Here is an 18,243-nt window from a genome sequence, read left to right as displayed (position 1 = left end):
CACGTGGCCGGAGGCCATCGCTCAGTACACCGACAGCTGGTAGTCGCCGCGGCCCTCGTCCCAGTCCATCGTCACCAGGTCGCGAGCGCGCGCGGCGCGGGCGAAGGACAGGAAGCCGTTGAACCCGTAGCGCTTCTCGGAGAAGTCGGGATCGCGCTTGCGCATCTGGTCCTTGAGACCGGAGAGCTGGGGCGGCGCGCCGGCGGCGGCCTCCAGGTCGCGCACGGTGGTGGCGAACAGCGCGAACGCCTCGTCCTCGGCCGAGGTGTCCTCGGGGAACGACACCTCGGGGTCGCCGGCGGCGGTGCCCGGAGCGAGCGCCAGCACGCCGCGGCCCTCGAGGTAGCGCAGGAGCTCCCCGAAGCCGCGGAACCCCTGGTCGCCCTCGTCGAACGTGGGGTCCTTGCGGAGGATCGCGCGCTTGAGCGTCGATGCGCGGACGGGTCCGTCGGTGGCCCGCGCGAGGCCGGCGAGCGTGCTGGTCACCACCGCGGTGACGTCGGTGTCGGACCCGCCGGCCGTGGTCTCCTCGGGCACGGGGGCCGCGACCGGCTCCGGCTCGACGGGTACCGGCTCGGCGGCGAGGGCGGCCGCCGCCGCGGCCGGCCGTCGCCGCGAGGTCTTCAGGGGGACCGGACGCCCCTCGACACCGGGCAGGCGGTCGTAGAACAGGAACTCGTCGCACGCGGCGGGGAGCAGCTTCGAGGTCGACGACTGCACGCCGATGCCGATGACGCGTTTGTCCATCTCGCGCAGCTTGTGCATCAGCGGGGTGAAGTCGGAGTCTCCGGTGCCGATGGCGAACGTCGTCACGAACTCGCGCTCGAAGGCGAGCTCGATCGCGTCGACGGCCATCTTGATGTCGGCGGCGTTCTTGCGGGAGCCGCCGATGCGCTGCGGGATCTCGATGAGCTCGACCTGCGCGCGGGCCAGCAGCCGGCGGTCCTCGTCGAACGATGACCAGTCCGCGTACGCCCGCCGCGTCACCACCCGGCCGCGCTCGGCCAGCGCGTCGGCGACCGGCCCGAAGTCGAACGGGCTCACCCCGAGCCCGTCGCGGGCGCCGATGGCCAGGTTCTCGTAGTCGAGGAACAGGGCGATGCGTTCGTCCTCCGGGGGCATCGGGGCAGCCTAGGCGGCGGTCCCGGGACGGACGCGTGGGCTCCGCCGTGCGGCCCCACCTCGATGACGATCTCGTTGCAGTCCTTGCGTGCTCGGATAGTACGTGCTCGGATTGTGGACGGAGGTGGTCGACCGATGGACCAGAACCTGTTCAACGACATCTGCCTGGCGCAGCTGCGGCTCTCCGGGGTCCACGAGGGCGAGACCGTGGCGGTGCTGACCCGGGGCGCCGAGCGCGGGGAGTACGCCGATGCGTTCCTGTGGGCGGCGCAGCAGCTCGGGGCGGCGACCTTCCACCTGCGCCTGCCCCCGCCCGCGAGCGCGTCCGGCGCGTGGGCCGTCGGCGACTCCGGTCTCGGGGACATCCCGCTGGCCGTCGAGGCGCTGAAGTCGGTCGACATGCTCGTCGACTGCACCTTCCTGCTCTTCAGCCCCGAGCAGTTCGCGATCCAGGACGCGGGCACCCGCATCCTGACCGCCGTCGAGCCGCCCGAGCTGCTCGCCCGGCTGATGCCGACCACCGAGCTGCGCGAGCGCGTCGAGTACGGCGCGGATCTGCTGGCCAAGGCCTCGTCGATGCGGATCACGAGCCCCGCCGGCACCGACGTCACCTACCGGCTCGGCGTCTACCCCACGATGAGCGAGTACGGCTACACCGACACCCCCGGGCGCTGGGACCACTGGCCGGCGGCGTTCGTGTTCACCGGCGGCGCCGACGACGGCGTCGACGGCCAGATCGTGCTCTCGCCCGGCGACGTGCTGCTGCCGTTCAACACCTACGTGCAGACCCCGGTGACGCTGACGATCGAGCAGGGCTTCATCCGGGACATCCGGGGCGGCCTGGACGCGGACCTGTTGAGCTCCTACATCCAGAGCTTCGACGACCCGCGGGGCTACGGCATGTCCCACGTCGGCTGGGGTCTCGACGAGCGCGCCCACTGGCACGGGCTCACGCAGTTCGGCGGCGGCATGGGCATGGAGCTGCGCAGTTTCTACGGCAACGTCATGTTCTCGATCGGCCCGAACAACGAGCTCGGCGGCCCGAACGACACCCCGTGCCACTTCGACATCCCCATGCGCGGCAACTCGCTCTACCTGGACGACGAGCTGATCGTGGACAAGGGTGGGTTGACGATTCCGGAGATGCGTCCCACGGGGGCCCGATGACCGACCACCACATCGGCATGATCGTCCCGAGCTCCAACCTCACGATGGAGACCGAGCTGCCGCGGATGCTGGCGGCGCGGGAGCAGGCGATCCCGGAGGACCGTTTCGTCTTCCACGCCGCACGGGCGCGCATGCAGCACGTGACCCCGGAGCAGCTCCAGGCGATGAACGCCCAGGCGGTCCGCGCGGCCACCGAGCTCGCGGACGCCCGCCCCGACGTCGTGGCCACCGCCTGCCTGGTGGCGATCATGGCTCAGGGGCCGGGGTTCCACTGCAGCGCCGAGGACGACATCACCGGTGCCCTGCGCGCGGGGGGCGCCGACGCCCCGGTGATCTCGTCGGCGGGCGCCCTGCTCTCGGGGCTCGCGGCGCTGGACGCGCGGCGGGTGGCGATCGTGACGCCGTACATGAAGCCGCTGACCGCCGCCGTGGTGGCCTACCTGGAGGACGCCGGCATCGAGGTCGTCGATTCCCTGTCGCTCGAGGTGCCCGACAACCTCGCCGTCGCCCGCCTCGACCCGGCGGACCTGCGGGAGCACTACAAGAAGCTCGACCTGACGGGGGCCGACGCGCTCGTGCTCTCGTGCTGCGTGCAGATGCCCTCGCTGCCCGTGGTCCAGGCCGTGCAGGACGAGGTGGGCATCCCCGTGCTCTCGGCGGCCACCGCGACGACGTTCCGGATCCTCTCCGAGCTCGGCCTCTCCACCCACGTCCCCGGTGCGGGGGCGCTGCTCTCCGGGAGCGTGCACGACCCGGGGGCGGTCACGCGCGTCGCCTGACCGCGAGGGGCACGTCCCGCAGGACCGACCGGCGTCGGGGCCTGCGGGACGTGCCCGTCGCGTCAGAGCAGCGAGTGCAGCGCGCCGCGGACGGTGGTGCGGGCGGCGGCGGGTTCGTCCCAGAAGACCATGTGGCCGGTGCCGGGGACCTCGACGACCGACGCCTCGGGGTTCGCCTTCGCGGCCTCCTCGGCGCCGGCGGCCGTGACGACCGGGCTGTCGCCGCCGTGGATCAGCACGGTCGGCGCGGGCACCGCGGGCCAGACGGCGAAGAAGTCGTCGGACTCGAAGCCGGCGTGCGTGGCGACGATCGCGTCGCGCGAGATCGAGCCCATCCAGCGCGCGCGCAGCTCCTGCTCGCGGCGGGGCCAGCGGGGCCAGGACGCGGCGACCTCGTCGGCGTCCGTGCCGCGGCGTGCCTGGTCGAGCTGGCCGAGGAAGGCCTCGAGCGTGGTGGGGTAGGGCCCCCGCCCCGGGCCGCTCATCGGCGGGTCGACGAGCACCGTGGCGCGCAGGTCGAGGCGGGTGGCGGCGACGGCGGTGATCCGCGCGCCCATGGAGTGCCCGAGCACGAGCGGGCGGCCCAGCTCGAGGCCGTCGACGACCGTGGCGACGTCGCCGGCGTAGGTGTCGAGGTCCCAGGCGTCCCCGCTGTCGGAGAGGCCGCGACCGCGGACGTCGAGAACCACCGGCCGCACGAGGTCGGTGAGCTCGCGGGCGACGAAGTCCATGGCGATCGCGGGGCTCGTGATGCCGGGGACGATCACCAGGGGGACGCCGTCGGCCGGGCCGTAGTCGAGGAGGTGCAGGCGGACGTCCCCCGAGCGCACCCAGCGGCTCACCGCCGGAACGTCGGCGAGATCGGCCAGGGCCGGCTGGGTGAGGACGCGGGCGTCGGGGGACTCGAGGGACGTACCGGTCACGAATCGGCCTTCCGGAAGGGGTCGTCGAGGTAGGACACGGCGTCGTCGAGGGTGACGACGTCGGCGTACTTGGCCTGGAGGTCGAACAGGGCGGCGTCGTGCGGGCCGCGTGCGCGGTCGCCGCACGCGTCGGCGACTACGAGCGTGTCGAAACCGCTCTGCACGGCGTCGACGGCCGTCGCGCGCACGCAGCCGGAGGTGGTGGCGCCGCAGACCACGGCGGTGTCGATGCGCAGGCCGGCGAGCAGCGCGGCGAGGGACGAGCCGTGGAACGCCGAGGCGCCCTTCTTGAGGATGCGGTGGTCGTCGGGGGCGAGGCCGAGACGGTCGTCGAGGGCGACGGCGTCGCTGCCCTCCCGGAGCGCGCGCACGCCGGGGGCCTTGCGGAGCCAGGCGACGGCGTCGCCGTCGGCCTCGGCGGCGGTGAACGAGACGGCGGTGGCGATCACCGGGACGTCGCGCCGGTGGGCGACCTCGATGAGCTGCGCGGCCGCGGCGACCTCGGCGGTCAGGTCGGCGCCGAGCGGGAAGCCGGGCTCGGTGAAGCCGCGGGTGAGGTCGACGACCACGAGCGCGGGCCGGGGTCCGCGGGGGACCGTGGCCCCGAAGCCGGCGCGGTCGTAGACGTCGTCGGTGGCCGAGCCGTGCAGGCCGGTCGTGTCGGTCTCAGCGTCGGGCATGGCGTCGCAGCTCCTCGATCAGCATCTTCTGTCCGCGCAGGCGGCCGAGCAGGTAGCCCTGGACCAGGCCCACGCCGAGCGCGCCCGCCAGCGCGGCCCAGCGCCCGGTGCCCGGAGGCAGGAGCATCGCGAGGCCGTCGAGGGCCTCGTCCGCGGGGGTCGACGGCGTCGAGCTGGGGGATTTCCTGACGTCCGACGTCAGCGTGGCCCCCACGCCGGCGCCGGAGGTGCCCGATCCCTGGTGCAGCTCGCCGGCGAGGTTGCGCGCGAACTGGTCGAGCAGGCGGCTGGAGACGGTGGTGATCGCGCCCTTGCCGAACTGGGCGATCTTGCCGCGCACCAGGAGGTCGGTGTGCAGGTCGAGGGTCGAGCCGCCGGGGGCCTCGAGCACCGACAGCACCACGTCGGCCTCCGCGTCGCCCGCGCCGTGGGCGTCGGACGCGCGGGCCGACAGGCGCAGGGTCCGCTGGTCGGGGGAGACGTCGGTGAAGCGCAGGGTCCCGGCGTAGGCGGCGCTGATCGGGCCGACCTTGACCTTCACGCGGCCCGTGTACGCCTCGCCGTCGCGGCCCTCCAGGGTCGCGCCCGGCAGGCACCCGGCGACGCGCTCGACGTCGCCCAGCAGCGCGAACACCGCGTCCGGGTCGGCGGGCACGTCGAGCTTGTTCTCGAGGATCACGAAGCACTCTCCCGGCGCGCGCACGCCGTCGCGTGCACCGCATCGACGATGGTCTGGTAGCCGGTGCAGCGGCACAGGTTCGCCGAGAGCCCCTCGCGGATCTCCTCGCGGGAGGCGTCCGGCTGCTCGGCCAGCACCCCCTCGGCCAGCATGAGGAAGCCGGGCGTGCAGAAGCCGCACTGCAGGCCGTGGTGGTCCGAGAACGCCTGCTGAAGGTCGGAGAGCTCGCCGTGGTCGGCGAGCGACTCCACGGTGCGCACCGACGACCCCTCCGCCTGCACGGCGAACACGAGGCACGCGCGCACCGGGGCCTCGTCGAGCAGCACGGTGCACGCCCCGCACACCCCGTGCTCGCAGCCGACGTGGGTGCCGGTGAGGAGCAGGTCGTGGCGCAGGACGTCGGCGAGCGTGCGGCGGGGCTCGACGACGACCTCGTACTCGGAGTCGTTGACCGTCAGCGCCAGCAGGTGCGGATCCCTCACAGCTCGCCCTCCAGTGCGGCCAGCACGGTGCTGGGGTGGATCGGTGTGGTGTCGAGCTCGACGCCGGTGTGGCGCAGGGCATCGTTGACGGCGTTGAGCACCGCGGCAGGGGCGCCGATCGTGCCGCCCTCGCCGGCGCCCTTCGCGCCGTTGGCGGTGAACGCGCACGGGGTCTCGAGGTGCTGTATCGAGACGTCGGGGATCTCCGTGGCCGTCGGCACCAGGTAGTCGATGAACGAGGCCGCCGACGGCTCGCCGTGGCCGTCGTAGGTGACCTCCTCGAACAACGCACCGGCGATGCCCTGCGCGATCCCGCCGCGGCACTGCCCGTCGACGACCTTCGGGTTGATCACGACCCCGCAGTCCTCCACGCAGACGTAGCGCAGGATCCGGATCTCCCCGGTGCCCGGGTCGACCTCGACGACGACGGCGTGGGAGGCGTTGGAGAACGTCCCGTCGCCGGGGACGTCGAAGCTCGCCGTCGCGGTGAGCGCGGGCTCGACGTCCTTGGGCAGCAGGTGCGAGCGCAGGTGGGCGACGTCGGCGATGTCCTCGAACGGCAGCCGGCGCGCCGGGTCGTCGAGCTGGACCACCCCGCCGTCCCCGTCCAGCGCGACGTTGTCCGGGCGGGTCTCCAGCAGGTGCGCGGCGATCCGGCACAGCAGCTCGCCGAGCCGCTCGGAGGCCAGCGCCACGGCGGAGCCGCCGATCGTCACCGACCGCGAGGCGAAGGTGCCCCAGCCGTAGGCGATGCGCTCGGTGTCGCCCTGGCGCAGCTTCACGCGCGCCACGTCGAGGCCGAGCCGGTCGGCGACGATCTGCGCGAACGTCGTCTCGTGCGACTGCCCGTGGTTCATCGTGCCGCTGGTGACCACGACCGAGCCGGTGGTGTCCATGCGGATCTCGGAGAGGTCGAACCCCGGGACGACGGTCATCTTGCGCTTCGCGAACGCCTCGGACCCGTAGCCGGTGCGCTCGGAGAAGCAGCAGAAGCCGATCCCGAGGTGCCGGTCGCCGGCCTCCCGCGCCTCGTACCAGCCCTCGTCGCGGATCGTCGCCTCGGCGAGGTCGAGCGACTCGAGGTAGGTACCGGGGTCGTAGGTGACGCCGTTGACGCCCGTGTACGGGAACTCGGTGATGACGTTGCGACGGCGGACCTCGACCGGGTCCAGGCCCAGCTCGCGCGCCGCGCGCTCCATCACGCGCTCGATCGCCATGACGTACTGCGGGCGGCTCACCCCGCGGTAGGGCGCGGTGGGGGCCTTGTTGCTGGTGATCGCGCGGCCCCGGACCCGGTAGGCGGGCACCCGGTACACGCTCGGCATCTCCGCCGAGGCCATCAGCGGCTCGATGCCCGCGGTGAAGGGGTAGCAGGAGTACGCGCCCATGTCGCAGACGACGTCGACGTCGAGCGCGGTGATCCGCCCGTCGGCGTCGAACGCCGCGCGGGTGCGGTAGCGCTGCTCGCGCGCCAGGAACCCGGCGGTGAGCGCCTCGCGCCGGTCCTCGATCCACTTCACCGGACGGTCGAGACGCTGCGCGGCGGCCGCGACGGCGATCTCCTCGCGCCCGACGACGCACTTCTGCCCGAACCCGCCGCCCATGTCCGGCACGGTCACCCGCACCGTCCGTTCCGCGATCCCCAGCGAGCGCGCGAGCATCGTGCGGACCTGGTGGGGCACCTGCGAGCAGGTCTGCACGAGCAGCTGGTCGTCCCGCGCGTCCCACGACGCGACGACACCCCGCGTCTCCAGCGGCAGCGCGTTCTGGCGGCCGCTGCGGGTGGTGACGTCGACGGTCAGGGCGGCGTCCGCGAACGCCTCGTCCACCCCCGGGGTGTCGAACATCGAGACGTCGAGCAGCACGTTGTCGGGGGCCTCGTCGTGCACGGCGGGCGCACCGGGGGCGAGCGCGGTCTCCTCCGAGACGACGGCGTCGAGCGCGTCGTAGGACACGCGGGCGGCCTCGATGCCGTCCTCCACGGCGTAGGGGTCGCGGGCGACGACGAGCGCCAGCGGCTCGCCGACGAAGCGCACCTTGCCGCGGGCGAGGATCGGCATCGCGGTGGGCGTGAACTCCTCGGCGGGGCGGTCGAGGACGGCGACGATGTCGCCGAGCGCCAGGTCCGCGGCGTCGTAGGCCGCGACGACGCCGTGGACCTCGCGGGTCGCGGCGAGGTCCAGCTCCGTGATCGCGGCGTGCGCGACCGTGGCACGCACGAAGCCCGCGTGCAGCATCCCGGACAGGGCGATGTCGTCGATGAAGCGGCCGCACCCGGTCAGCAGGCGCGGGTCCTCGTGCCGGGGGATCGAGGCGCCGACCCAGCGGCCCCGGCGGCCGTCGAAGCGGGGCTCGCCGGCGGGGCGTCCGCCGTGCTCACGGGGCTCATCGGGCTCGGGCTGGTCGGGGTCGACCTCGGGCGGGATGCCTGGCAGGTCGGTGGTGGTCATCGGGGGCCTCCCGCGGCCTGGGCGCAGGCGTCGGCAACGAGCGTGCGGGTGAGCCGGCGGCGGTAGGCGGAGGTGACCTGCGGGTCGTCGGGCGGGTCGATCGCGGCGGCCGCGGCGTCGGCGACCGCGGCGAACAGCTCCGGGCCCGGCGCGCCGCCGGCCGCGAGGACCGCCTCGGCCTCCGGCACCCGCACCGGGGCGGGCGCCACGCCGCCGAGGACGACGCGCCCGCCGGCGACCCGGTCGCCGGAGACGTCCAGCGCGACCGCCGCGTCGACGATCGCGAAGTCCCCGTGCCGACGCGCGAACTCGCTGAGCGCGGCGTGCGGGGCGGGCCGGGTGAACCGCACCTCGACGACGACCTCGTCGGGCTCGACCGCCGTCGCGTAGAAGCCGTGGAAGAGCTCGTCCGCGGGGATCTCGCGCCGGCCCGACGGGCCCTCGGTGACGACCACCGCGTCGAGCAGCAGGGCGAGCAGGCACCACTCGGCGGTGGCGTCGCCGTGCACGAGGCTGCCGGCGACCGTGCCGCGGCTGCGGATCGGCAGGTGCCCGACCCAGCGCATGGCCCGTGCGAGCACCGCGAAGCCGTCCGGGAGCGTCGCGGTCTCCACGGCGTGGTGGGTGACGAGCGCGCCGACGGTCAGGGTCCCAGCGTCCGCGTCGAGCGCGGTCATCGACGGCAGCCGGCGCAGCGGGCCGAGGTCGACCAGCGCCGACGGGCGCGCGAGCCGGAAGTTCATCATCGGCATGAGGCTCTGTCCGCCGGCGATCAGCTTCGGGTCCTCGCCCGCCGCGGCGAGGTCGGAGAGCAGCCCGACGGCGTCGGTGACGTCGTGCGCGCGGTGGTAGGTGAACGCGGCGGGCTTCACGTCGCGGGCCTCCTGTGCGGGTGCGGGCTGGTCCGGGTACGGGCTGGTCGGGTGCGGGGTGACGTTCTGGCGAAGGGCACCATCGGCCGCTCTTGTCGGCCGATGGTGCCCTTCGCGCGGAACGGGGTGCGCTCAGGCGCGGGTGGGCTCCTGGTCGGCGGCGGGCTCGTCCGGCACGTCGGTCGTGATCCGGTCCAGCTCGCGGCCCGCGGTCTCGGGCGCCGCGACCCACATGAAGACCACCGCGGCCACGACGAGCACGCCGAGCAGCGTGAACGTCAGCGGCAGGCCGAGCACCGGCCAGAGCACGCTGCCGAAGAGCAGCGGGGCGAAGCCCGTGATGGCGCGGCTCGAGGACGACGCCCAGCCGAAGCCCGAGGCGCGCAGCTCGGTCGGGTAGAGCTCGGAGACGTAGGCGTACATGACCGGGATGACGATCAGTGCGAACATCCCGAACGCGCCGATCGCGACGACGGCGAGCGTCGGCGTGCCGAGCAGCAGGGAGAACAGGACCAGGGTCGCGGAGGCCACGGGGCCGGCGATCGCGATGACGCGCTTGCGTCCGTAGCGGTCGACGACGAGCACGGAGATCGCGACACCGACGATGCCCAGTGCGTTCATCAACGTCGTCGAGGCGAACGCGGCGATCTCGCCGAAGCCCTGGGCCTTGAGGATCGAGGGCATCCAGCTCAGGGCGGCGTAGTAGACGAGCATGACGGCGATGAACAGCGACCACGCGACGCCCGTGATCTTCGGGTTGAACGCCCAGACGCGGCGCAGCTGGTCGACGGCGGCGGCCCAGGCGCCGCCCCGCTTGTCCTCGGCGACGGCGGCCGGGATGACGTACGGCTCGGGGGTGCTGCCGGTGCGGGCGACGAGGTCGTCGATCACGCGGCGGGCTTCGGCCTCGCGCCCCATGCGCGAGAGGTAGATCGGCGACTCCGGCACCCCGCGCCGGACCCAGAACAGCAGGAGCGCGGGCAGGATCATCAGCACGAGCATCCAGCGCCAGTTGCCGGTGACCGGCACCAGCAGCGTGGCCGAGACGCCGGCCAGGGTGGCGCCGATCGGCCACCAGCCGTCCATCGCCGACAGCACGCGCCCCCGGCTCTTCCGCGGCGAGAACTCGCTGACGATCGCGTAGTCCACCGGGATACAGCCACCGAGCCCGACGCCGGCGAGGAAGCGCAGCGCCAGGAACAGCTCGATGTTCGGCGAGAGTGCCCCGAGCACCGAGAACAGCGCGAAGATCAGCAGCGTGATGCTGAAGGCCTTCTTGCGCCCGATGCGGTCGGCCACCGTGCCCCAGGCGACGGCGCCGACGGCCATGCCGATGAGGTTCGCCGTTGCGACCAGGCCCTTCTGGCCCGCCGTGAGGCCGAACTCGGTGCCGACGAGCGGGGTGAGGAACCCGTTGAGGGCGACGTCCCAGGCGTCGAACATGTAGCCGAGGCCGCCGATGAGGAAGATCTTTCCTTGGACTCCCCAGCGCCAGGGCAGGTCCTGGACGATCTGGTCTCCGGTGCGCATTGCGGTCGCTCCCGTCGCGGGTGGTGTGCTGATCGGTCCGCGCGTCAGCGGGCGAACTGGTAGTGGATGGACTCGGTGTCGGGGTCGTGCAACGGGCTGCCGTTCCACAGCCAGTCGTACGACAGGTCCGACTCGCCGTCGAAGCGGCGCAGCTTCTCGTCGCGCTCGCGCTGCTCGGGGCCGTCGGGCAGGTGGTAGAAGGCCATGTTCTGCAGCGAGGCGTCCTGCACCATCCCGGCGTGCTTGGCGCGACGGTCGACGTAGCGCACGAGCGCGGCGTCGATGCCGTCGCGGGTCACCCGGCCGAGCTCCTCGGCCAGCACGGCGGCGTCCTCCATCGACTGGGACGCGCCCTGGGCCTGGTAGGGGAGCATGGCGTGGCAGGCGTCCCCGAGCAGTGCCACCCGCCCGTCGACCCACACCGGGTCGCGGCGCCGCCGGTACATCGCCCACACCGAGACGTCCTCGGGCTTGGCCTTCGACAGCATCGCCGGGACGCGGTCGTCCCAGTCGGCGAAGTCGGCCGCGAGCTGCTCGGGGGTCGCCGGGCCGCTCCAGTCGCGCTCGATGGTGTCGGTGCACGGCACGATCGCGACGACGTTGAGGTACTGCCCGCCGCGGATGATGTAGTGCACGAGGTGCTTGTCGGGCCCGTACCAGATCGTGGAGTGGTAGCGGTCGACGAGGAAGCGGGTGGCCGGGTCGGCGGCGATCAGGTCGCCGGGGATCAGGGCGCGGTAGGCCATCTCGCCGGAGAACACGAGTGAGTCGTCGAACCCGGCGAGGTCGCGCACCGCCGACCGGATGCCGTCGGCGCCGACGAGCACGTCGCCGGCGAAGCGGCGGCCGTCCTCGGCGACCGCGACCGGCCGCGCCGGGTCGGAGCGGTCCAGCTCGACGACCTTCGCGCCGGTGGCGAGGACGACCGTCGGACCCGGGAGCTCGGGGTCGGCGCAGGCGTCGAGCAGCACGCGGTGCAGGTCGGCGCGGTGGTAGTGCCAGTACGGGGCGCCGTACTGGTCGATGACCCGCTGGCCCAGGGGCAGCTGGGCGATGATGCTGCCGTCCGCCCAGCGCCGGCGGACCTGGTCCTCGGGCTGGGTCCGGATCGCCTCGAGCTGGGCGCGCAGCCCCAGCCCGATCAGGATGCGGCTCGCGTTGGGCGCGGTCTGGATGCCGGCGCCGATCTCGCCCAGCTCCGGCGCGGCCTCCACGACCGTGACCCGCAGGCCGCGCTGGCGCAGGGACAGCGCCGCGCAGAGCCCGCCCAGACCTCCGCCGACGATGGTGACCTCGAACGACTGGCTCGCCATCTGGCCGCCTCCCGGTGTCGCACTTCACGTTCGCTCGAGTTCAATCCGAGCACGTACTATCCGAGGACGCAATACCTGGAGCATCTCGAAACGAACCCGTCACGGAGTCGGGGGCCGGCGGGAGGAGCCGGTTCCGTCCCGCGAGCCCGGGGTCTTGCTCTGCGCGGACCCCTCAGAGGGTGTCGCGCTCGGCGACGCGCTCCCACTGCTGCCCGAGGTCGTTGAGCAGGGACGCGAGCTGTGGACGCTGCTCGGGAGGGCAGCCGTCGAGCAGCGCTTCGTCGAGGGCGCGGGCGCGGCGGTTGGTCTCGGTGAGGGCCGCGGCGCCGTCCTCGGTGAGGGTCAGGACCTTCGCCCGCGCGTCGTGCGGCGCGGCGGTGCGCGTGATGAGCCCGCGGCGCTCCATGCGGCGGCAGACGTCGGCCATCGTCGAGGTGTCGAGGGCGACCGCGCCGGCCAGGGCGGTCTGGTCGGCGTCGGGGTGGGCCCGGATCGCCGAGAGCACGGCGAACTGCGGGCCGGTGAGCACGGCGTCGACGTGACGGTTCCAGGCCGCGAGATAGGCCTGGTAGAGGCGCCGCGCGCCGTACCCGGGGGCGGCCACGAGGTCCGGGGGTGGGCTCATCCGGACCCGGCCCCGGGGACCGCCCTGGCCGCCGTTCGCGCGCGCCGACCTGGTCACGGCCCACCTCGTCATCCGGTCCTCGGGCGCATCCGCCGGGCGATGGCCCCCCTGGCCCCGTCCGCCGCACCCGCCCCGATCGTACGTGCCCGGAACGGATGGAGCGCGCCCGTCGCGCGCCCTCCGGCACCCGAGGACGCCCACCCCGGCCGACGCCTACCGCCCGGCGGTGGTCCCGTTCGTCGCGAATGCCGGGTCGCGACCCAGCCATGCGATCAACCGGAGGGTCGGTCCGGCATCGTCGGCGACCGCGACGGGCGGCCCGAACGGGACGGGCCCGCCGCGGGGTTCGGCCGGCAGCACCCGGCGCGCGGTGTCCTCGATCGCGGAGGCGAGGCCCTCGTCGAGCCCTCCGGTGCGACCCGTGGCCGCCGCGAGGTCCCACGCGTGGACGGTGAGCTCCTGGACGTAGCCGAACCCGACGAACCGGCCCGGCATCGTGCCCCAGGGGACCGTGAGGACGCGGTCGAGCACGGCGGCGTCGGAGCCGTCGAGACCCCACGACGCGTCGACGTCGGCGCGCGCGGCGGTCAGCTCGGCGAGGTGGCGGCCCGCGGCGACCTCGGGCATGGAGTCGACCTCGGAGAACAGGCCCCCGGCTCCGACGTGGGCGATGCGGCGGTGCACGCCGACGAGGTGGTCGAGCAGGGTGCGGACGTCCCAGTCGTCGCACGGGGTGGGGCGGTCGAGGGCGTCGGGCGTCGTGCCGGCGACCAGCTCACCGACCTGGTCGAGCGCGCGGGTGAGCAGGGGGCGGGGGTCGGGAGCAGACATGTCGATCTCCTTCTGGTGGTGGGCTCAGGCAGCCACGCGCAGCAGCAGCGCGGTCCAGGTGCGGTAGGGGCGCAGGCGCTCGATCAGGTCGTCGAGCGGGTCGTCGGGGTGGCGGTCGTGGATCCGGGCGAGCACGGCGCGACAGCGGGGCTCGTCGGGGAACTCGTCGACGACGCCGCACGCGCGCAGCCAGATGCCCGAGGCCCAGAACTCGCCGATCCCGCGCAGCCGGCGCAGCGCCGCGCGGGCGCCGTCCGGGCCGAGGGCGCGGAGTCGCGCGACCTCGAGGTCGCCGGCCAGCGCGGCGTCGGCGATCCCGTGCAGGCGGTGCACCTTCTCCTGCGGGAGCCCCGGGAACTCCTGCAGCGCGCGCAGGGCCTCGGGCCGGGGGAACGCGTCGACCTCGGCGCCGCCGACGGAGAGCACCTCGCCGTGCGCGACCGAGAGCCGCCGGAAGATCGTGCCGGCCTGGCGCCTGCTGATCCGCGCCGAGATCACTCCCCACGCCGCAGCCTCGTAGGGCGCGCCGAAGAGCGTCGGCCGCAGGCCGCGGTGCTCGTCCATCAGGGCGCCCACGGCGGGGACCTGCCGGCCGACCTCGGGGTGGTCGCGGGCGTCGTGGTCCAGGGAGAGCAGGCGCGCGATCTGGGCGAGCGCCCTGTCCTCGAGGCCCTCCGCGCCGGCGATCTCGACGTGCACGTCGGCGTCCGGTCCGGCCTGCCGCAGGGCGAAGGCCACGGGGCGCTGGTCACCGTCGAGCGGGGCGGTGAGGCGCAGCGGCTCGTCGGGTCCGGGCGTGTGCCGCGTGATCGGGTCCCAGCGTCCGACGAAGTCGCGGGTGCGCTCGAGGTCGAACGGCCCGAGCGGCCGGAGGGTGTGGCGGCGGCGGTGGCGCCGGTGGGGGTGGTGGCGGCGGTCATGAGGAGCATGCTGCTCGGCGATACACGCCACCTGCTGTCCTGTTTCTCGGGCATTCTCGAGAACGTGCGCTCGGACCGTCTGCTCGCGACGCTGCTGCTCCTGCAGAGCCACGGACGCCTGCCCGCGCCGGAGATCGCGCGGCGCCTGGAGGTCTCGAGGCGCACGGTGTCCCGCGACGTCGAGGCGCTCTCGGCGGCGGGGGTGCCCGTCTACTGCGAGCGCGGGCGGAACGGGGGCGTCGCCCTGCTCGAGGGCTACCGCACCGACGTCACCGGCATGACCGACGAGGAGCTGCGCGCCCTGGTGGCGCTCGGGTCGTCGGCCGACGGGGGCGCGCTCGGGTCGTCACTGGCATCGGCGTCGCGCAAGCTGCTGGCCGCGCTGCCCGAGGCCCGTCGCGCCGGGGTCGACCGCGCCCGGCGGCGCCTGCTCGTCGAGCACCAGGGGTGGCGGCGCGCGCCCGAGGCCCTGCCCGCCCTGCCGGCGCTGGACGCCGCGCTCGTCGCCGACGAGCGGGTGCGGCTGCAGTACGCGACGGGCGACGCCGCGCACGCCACGTGGCGCACCGTCGACCCGTACGGCCTGGTCAGCAAGGCCGGCACCTGGTATCTCGTCGCGGCTCACCGTGGTCGGCCCAAGATGTACCGCGTCAGCCGGGTGCGTGCGGTGGCCGCCACCGGGACGCCCGCGCGGCGTCCGGACGAGCGCGACCTCGCCGAGGTGTGGACCGAGCTGCGCGAGCGCCTCGAGACGCCGACCGCCGAGATCGAGGTCCGGCTCCTCGTCGATCCGGCGTGGGCGCCGACCCTGCGTCGCGTCCACCTGGCCGTGCTCGCCGGCCCGTGGCGCACCGAAGGCGTCGACCCCGGCGGGCGGGAGATCCTCGTGGCCCCGTTCCGGTCGCTCATCGGCGCCCGGGCCGGCCTCCTGGGCTACGGCGAGGCGGTCGAGGTGCTCGAGCCGGCGGCGCTGCGCGAGGAGATGGCCGACGCCGCGGCGCGGGTGGTGGCGATGTACACGCGATCAAGTGTGCCGGAGTCGTCCCTGCGAAATGTCCTGGGCGCCGATTAGGGTCACACGCCATGACGACGGTGTTGGTGACCGGTGGCGGCGAGCGACTGGCAGAGGTGGCGAAGGCCATCGAGGCGGCCGGGGCGGAGACCACGGTGGTCGACACCCTGGACCGCCTCGGCGAGGCGGTCAGCGGGAAGACGTTCGACGGGTACGTGCAGCTGCCGGTGGCGATGACGCCGCGGCACGGCGGCAGCCTCGTCTCCCGCGTGGAGCAGTTCCTCTCCGAGGGTCTGCTCAGCAGGTTCCGGGCCGCCGAGACGGTACTGCCGTCGCTGGCGGAGTCGGCGAACGTGCTCCTCGTGGGTGGTCAGACGAACGTCGACTCCGACGCGCCCGACGACCAGGAGGCGCGGACCGCGCTGATGCGGGTGCTCGCCCACGCACTGCGCGCCGAGCGCGCCCCGAGCCACCTGCGGGTGCGCACGGCCGGGCCCGAGTGGTCCGCGACGGACATCGCCGCGAAGATCCTCAGCGCCGGCGGGAGCGAGTCCGAGGCCGAGCAGACCGGCGAGCGCCAGGCCATCGGCAAGGCCTACGCCGACTGGCGCGCCGAGGTCCTCGGGCTCGTGCGGGTCGAGTTCTGACCTCGGGGCGGAGCCGTAGGTGACCCGGAGCCCGGGCGCCTACGGCAGCGCCGACCCCTGGCGGTACTCCTCCCAGGGGATGGTCCAGTCGGCGATGTCGCCGTCGCGGGTGGTCAGCGGGCGGCTGGAGCCGACGATCTCGACCGGGTCGCCCATCTGCACCCAGTTGTAGAAGAACTCGCCGTTGGCCGGGGACAGGTTGACGCAGCCGTGCGAGACGTTGCGCCGACCCTGGGCGCTGACCGAGTCCGGGTTGACGTGCACGAACTCGCCGTTGTTCGAGATGCGCACCGCGAGCGGCAGGTTCTGGTCGTAGAACCCGGGCTGGCCCTCGCCGGGGCCGCCCCAGGTGTCGGAGCGCATGCGCTTGATCTCGTGCTTCTCGAACGCCACGTGCACGCCGTACTGGGTGGGGTAGATGTCGCGGCCGTAGGACGCGGGCAGGCTCCGCAGCTCCTGGCCGTCCTGGTAGAGCACGAGGGTGTGGGCGTTGACGTCGCCGCGGGCGCGCTGGTCGCGGCCGACGGTGAAGGAGAACGAGCGGTCCTCGGCGCCGAACAGGCCCTCGCCGCTGTGGACGCCGAACAGGCGCGCGTCGACGCTGACCTGGGTGCCGGGGCGCCAGTAGTCCTTCGGGCGCCAGTTGAGCTGCTCGTCGGACATCCACCGGAAGGAGCCCTCGGTGGGCACCGAGGTGGTGACCGCGACGCGCCGTTCGACCGCGGCGCGGTCGGTGACGGGTGCGTCGAAGGTGATCGAGATCGGCATGGCGATGCCGACGGTCTGGCCGTCGGTGGGCCGGATGCTGGCGATCTCGAGGGTCTGTTCGGGCTCGACGGTGGTGAAGGTCTGGTCGAGCGGGGCGCCGGGGGCGCCGCGTTCGTCGACGCCGGCGGCCTGCACCCGGTACTGGGTGCGGTAGGCCAGCGTGGCGCTGGTCCAGCGGGTGCCGGTGGGGTCGAGGGTGCCGGTGAGCGCGGGCGCGCCCGCCGGGGTGACGGTGACCGAGGTCAGCCGCCCGCCCGCCGCCGACACGACGAGAGGCTCGGCCGGCGCGACATCCACCGCGCCCGGCGCCACCGAGGCGGCCAGCGCGACCGGGGGCACGGGCGGTGGCGGCGGGGCCGACGTCACCCCGGCGCAGCCACCCAGGAGGGCGACCAGCGCCAGCAGGACCACGATCGGTCCCGTCGACGCCCGATCGAGCCCACGTCCCCGCGCTCCACGAGCGCGCTCTGTCCTCGCCACACCGCCCCCAAATCCCGTTCCGGGGAGATTCTCCCCGGACATCCTCGCCCGATCGAGACGTCGCGGACGCTCCGGGGGTTGCGTGTCGCGGGTGTCGAATCGGTCTCGGTCGGCCTGCGCGGCGTGGCGTCACCGCGTGTCGGATCGGGCAGAACGGACACTGCGCCGAACGGGTGAGTCTGATGCTCTCGTCTCAGGGCCGTCTCAGGCCGTGCGGTCACACTGTCCGGCATGCGCATCCTCGTCGCGGACGACGACCGGGCCGTGCGGGACTCCCTGCGTCGCTCGCTCGCCTTCAACGGCTACCAGGTCGAGCTGGCGTCGGACGGGCAGCAGGCGCTGGACGCCATGTCCGGCGAGACGGGACAGCGCCCCGACGCCCTCGTGCTCGACGTGATGATGCCGCGGGTCGACGGCCTCGAGGTGTGCCGGCGGCTGCGCAACGCCGGCGACGACATCCCCGTGCTGGTGCTCACGGCGCGCGAGGCGGTCTCCGACCGCGTGGCCGGTCTCGACGCCGGCGCCGACGACTACCTCGCCAAGCCCTTCGCGCTCGAGGAGCTCCTCGCCCGGCTGCGGGCGCTGCTGCGTCGCCGGGTGCCGGACGAGCCGGGTACGCCCGACCCCGAGCCCCTGCGCTTCGCCGACCTCTCGCTCGACCCCGTGACCCGCGAGGTCCGCCGCGGTGAGCGCCCGATCAGCCTCACGCGCACCGAGTTCTCGCTGCTCGAGCTGTTCATGGCCAACCCGCGTCGCGTGCTGACGCGCAGCCGCATCCTCGAGGACGTCTGGGGCTACGACTTCCCGACCACCGGCAACGCCCTCGAGGTCTACGTCGGCTACCTGCGCCGGAAGACCGAGGCGGAGGCCGAGCCCCGCCTCATCCACACCGTGCGAGGCGTCGGCTACGTGCTGCGGGAGACGCCGCCCTGACCCGTGAGCGAAGTTCGGGCCTATAGCCCC

The 18,243-nt window shown here is 73.9% G+C and carries 18 protein-coding genes; 5 read left to right on the top strand and 13 right to left on the bottom strand.

The annotated features are described in order from the left end of the window. Positions 1–21 precede the first annotated feature (21 nt). Complete coding sequence (locus PH189_RS15535; protein WP_274189709.1) at positions 22–1,122, bottom strand: NYN domain-containing protein; 1,101 nt, start codon at positions 1,120–1,122, stop codon at positions 22–24. Positions 1,123–1,257: 135 nt separating this feature from the next. Between PH189_RS15535 and PH189_RS15530 the strand changes: the two genes are divergently transcribed. Further along, the gene (locus PH189_RS15530) at positions 1,258–2,289 is read left to right on the top strand and encodes a 2,5-dihydroxypyridine 5,6-dioxygenase NicX family protein (protein WP_274189708.1); all 1,032 of its coding nucleotides are present in this window, start codon (positions 1,258–1,260) and stop codon (positions 2,287–2,289) included. Next, entirely contained in the window at positions 2,286–3,068 is a 783-nt protein-coding gene (locus PH189_RS15525) for a maleate cis-trans isomerase family protein (RefSeq protein ID WP_274189707.1), read from the top strand. The genes PH189_RS15530 and PH189_RS15525 overlap by 4 nt, the downstream gene beginning before the upstream one ends. 62 nt (positions 3,069–3,130) lie before the next feature. Here PH189_RS15525 and PH189_RS15520 read toward each other — a convergent pair whose 3' ends face one another. From PH189_RS15520 to PH189_RS15470, 11 genes are all read right to left on the bottom strand, one after another. Beyond that, positions 3,131–3,991 carry an alpha/beta fold hydrolase gene (locus PH189_RS15520; RefSeq protein WP_274189706.1) on the bottom strand — a complete coding sequence of 287 codons (861 nt, stop codon included), beginning with the start codon at positions 3,989–3,991 and terminating at the stop codon, positions 3,131–3,133. Next, positions 3,988–4,671 carry an isochorismatase family protein gene (locus PH189_RS15515; protein WP_274189705.1) on the bottom strand — a complete coding sequence of 228 codons (684 nt, stop codon included), beginning with the start codon at positions 4,669–4,671 and terminating at the stop codon, positions 3,988–3,990. The genes PH189_RS15520 and PH189_RS15515 overlap by 4 nt, the downstream gene beginning before the upstream one ends. Further along, entirely contained in the window at positions 4,658–5,350 is a 693-nt protein-coding gene (locus PH189_RS15510) for an SRPBCC family protein (protein WP_274189704.1), read from the bottom strand. Before PH189_RS15510 ends, PH189_RS15515 begins: the two co-directional genes overlap by 14 nt. Further along, positions 5,347–5,832, bottom strand: coding sequence for a (2Fe-2S)-binding protein (locus PH189_RS15505; RefSeq protein ID WP_274189703.1), 486 nt, complete (start codon positions 5,830–5,832; stop codon positions 5,347–5,349). Before PH189_RS15505 ends, PH189_RS15510 begins: the two co-directional genes overlap by 4 nt. Beyond that, positions 5,829–8,282: a xanthine dehydrogenase family protein molybdopterin-binding subunit gene (locus PH189_RS15500; RefSeq protein ID WP_274189702.1), complete on the bottom strand. Its 2,454-nt coding sequence runs from the start codon at positions 8,280–8,282 to the stop codon at positions 5,829–5,831. The genes PH189_RS15505 and PH189_RS15500 overlap by 4 nt, the downstream gene beginning before the upstream one ends. Further along, complete coding sequence (locus tag PH189_RS15495; RefSeq protein ID WP_274189701.1) at positions 8,279–9,154, bottom strand: FAD binding domain-containing protein; 876 nt, start codon at positions 9,152–9,154, stop codon at positions 8,279–8,281. The genes PH189_RS15500 and PH189_RS15495 overlap by 4 nt, the downstream gene beginning before the upstream one ends. Positions 9,155–9,286: 132 nt before the next feature. Continuing rightward, positions 9,287–10,684: an MFS transporter gene (locus PH189_RS15490; RefSeq protein ID WP_274189700.1), complete on the bottom strand. Its 1,398-nt coding sequence runs from the start codon at positions 10,682–10,684 to the stop codon at positions 9,287–9,289. Positions 10,685–10,728: 44 nt separating this feature from the next. Beyond that, positions 10,729–11,997 (bottom strand): FAD-dependent monooxygenase, encoded by a 1,269-nt coding sequence (locus tag PH189_RS15485; RefSeq protein ID WP_274189699.1) that lies wholly within the window; start codon positions 11,995–11,997, stop codon positions 10,729–10,731. A 172-nt stretch (positions 11,998–12,169) separates the two neighbouring features. Further along, entirely contained in the window at positions 12,170–12,679 is a 510-nt protein-coding gene (locus PH189_RS15480) for a MarR family winged helix-turn-helix transcriptional regulator (protein WP_378014905.1), read from the bottom strand. Positions 12,680–12,835: 156 nt separating this feature from the next. Further along, complete coding sequence (locus PH189_RS15475; RefSeq protein ID WP_274189698.1) at positions 12,836–13,453, bottom strand: TIGR03086 family metal-binding protein; 618 nt, start codon at positions 13,451–13,453, stop codon at positions 12,836–12,838. 24 nt (positions 13,454–13,477) lie between these two features. Beyond that, positions 13,478–14,404, bottom strand: coding sequence for a DNA-3-methyladenine glycosylase family protein (locus PH189_RS15470; protein WP_274189697.1), 927 nt, complete (start codon positions 14,402–14,404; stop codon positions 13,478–13,480). Here PH189_RS15470 and PH189_RS15465 point away from each other — a divergent pair. Together PH189_RS15465 and PH189_RS15460 are read left to right on the top strand one after the other, a co-directional pair. Beyond that, entirely contained in the window at positions 14,372–15,445 is a 1,074-nt protein-coding gene (locus PH189_RS15465) for a helix-turn-helix transcriptional regulator (protein ID WP_274189696.1), read from the top strand. The two genes, PH189_RS15470 and PH189_RS15465, sit on opposite strands and share 33 nt — an antisense overlap. Before the next feature lie 11 nt (positions 15,446–15,456). Next, positions 15,457–16,032: a hypothetical protein gene (locus PH189_RS15460; RefSeq protein WP_274189695.1), complete on the top strand. Its 576-nt coding sequence runs from the start codon at positions 15,457–15,459 to the stop codon at positions 16,030–16,032. Between the two features lie 39 nt (positions 16,033–16,071). On the opposite strand, the gene PH189_RS15455 is transcribed toward PH189_RS15460, so the two are convergent. Beyond that, positions 16,072–17,211 carry a L,D-transpeptidase gene (locus tag PH189_RS15455; protein WP_274189694.1) on the bottom strand — a complete coding sequence of 380 codons (1,140 nt, stop codon included), beginning with the start codon at positions 17,209–17,211 and terminating at the stop codon, positions 16,072–16,074. Between the two features lie 300 nt (positions 17,212–17,511). On the opposite strand from PH189_RS15455, the gene PH189_RS15450 reads away from it, so the two are divergent. Continuing rightward, positions 17,512–18,213, top strand: a complete 702-nt coding sequence (locus PH189_RS15450; RefSeq protein WP_274189693.1) for a response regulator transcription factor — start codon at positions 17,512–17,514, stop codon at positions 18,211–18,213. The last annotated feature ends 30 nt before the right edge of the window (positions 18,214–18,243 follow it).

Source organism: Actinomycetospora chibensis (assembly GCF_028737215.1).
Classification (GTDB): domain Bacteria; phylum Actinomycetota; class Actinomycetes; order Mycobacteriales; family Pseudonocardiaceae; genus Actinomycetospora; species Actinomycetospora chibensis.
This window is presented reverse-complemented; position numbering and strand designations above follow the sequence as displayed.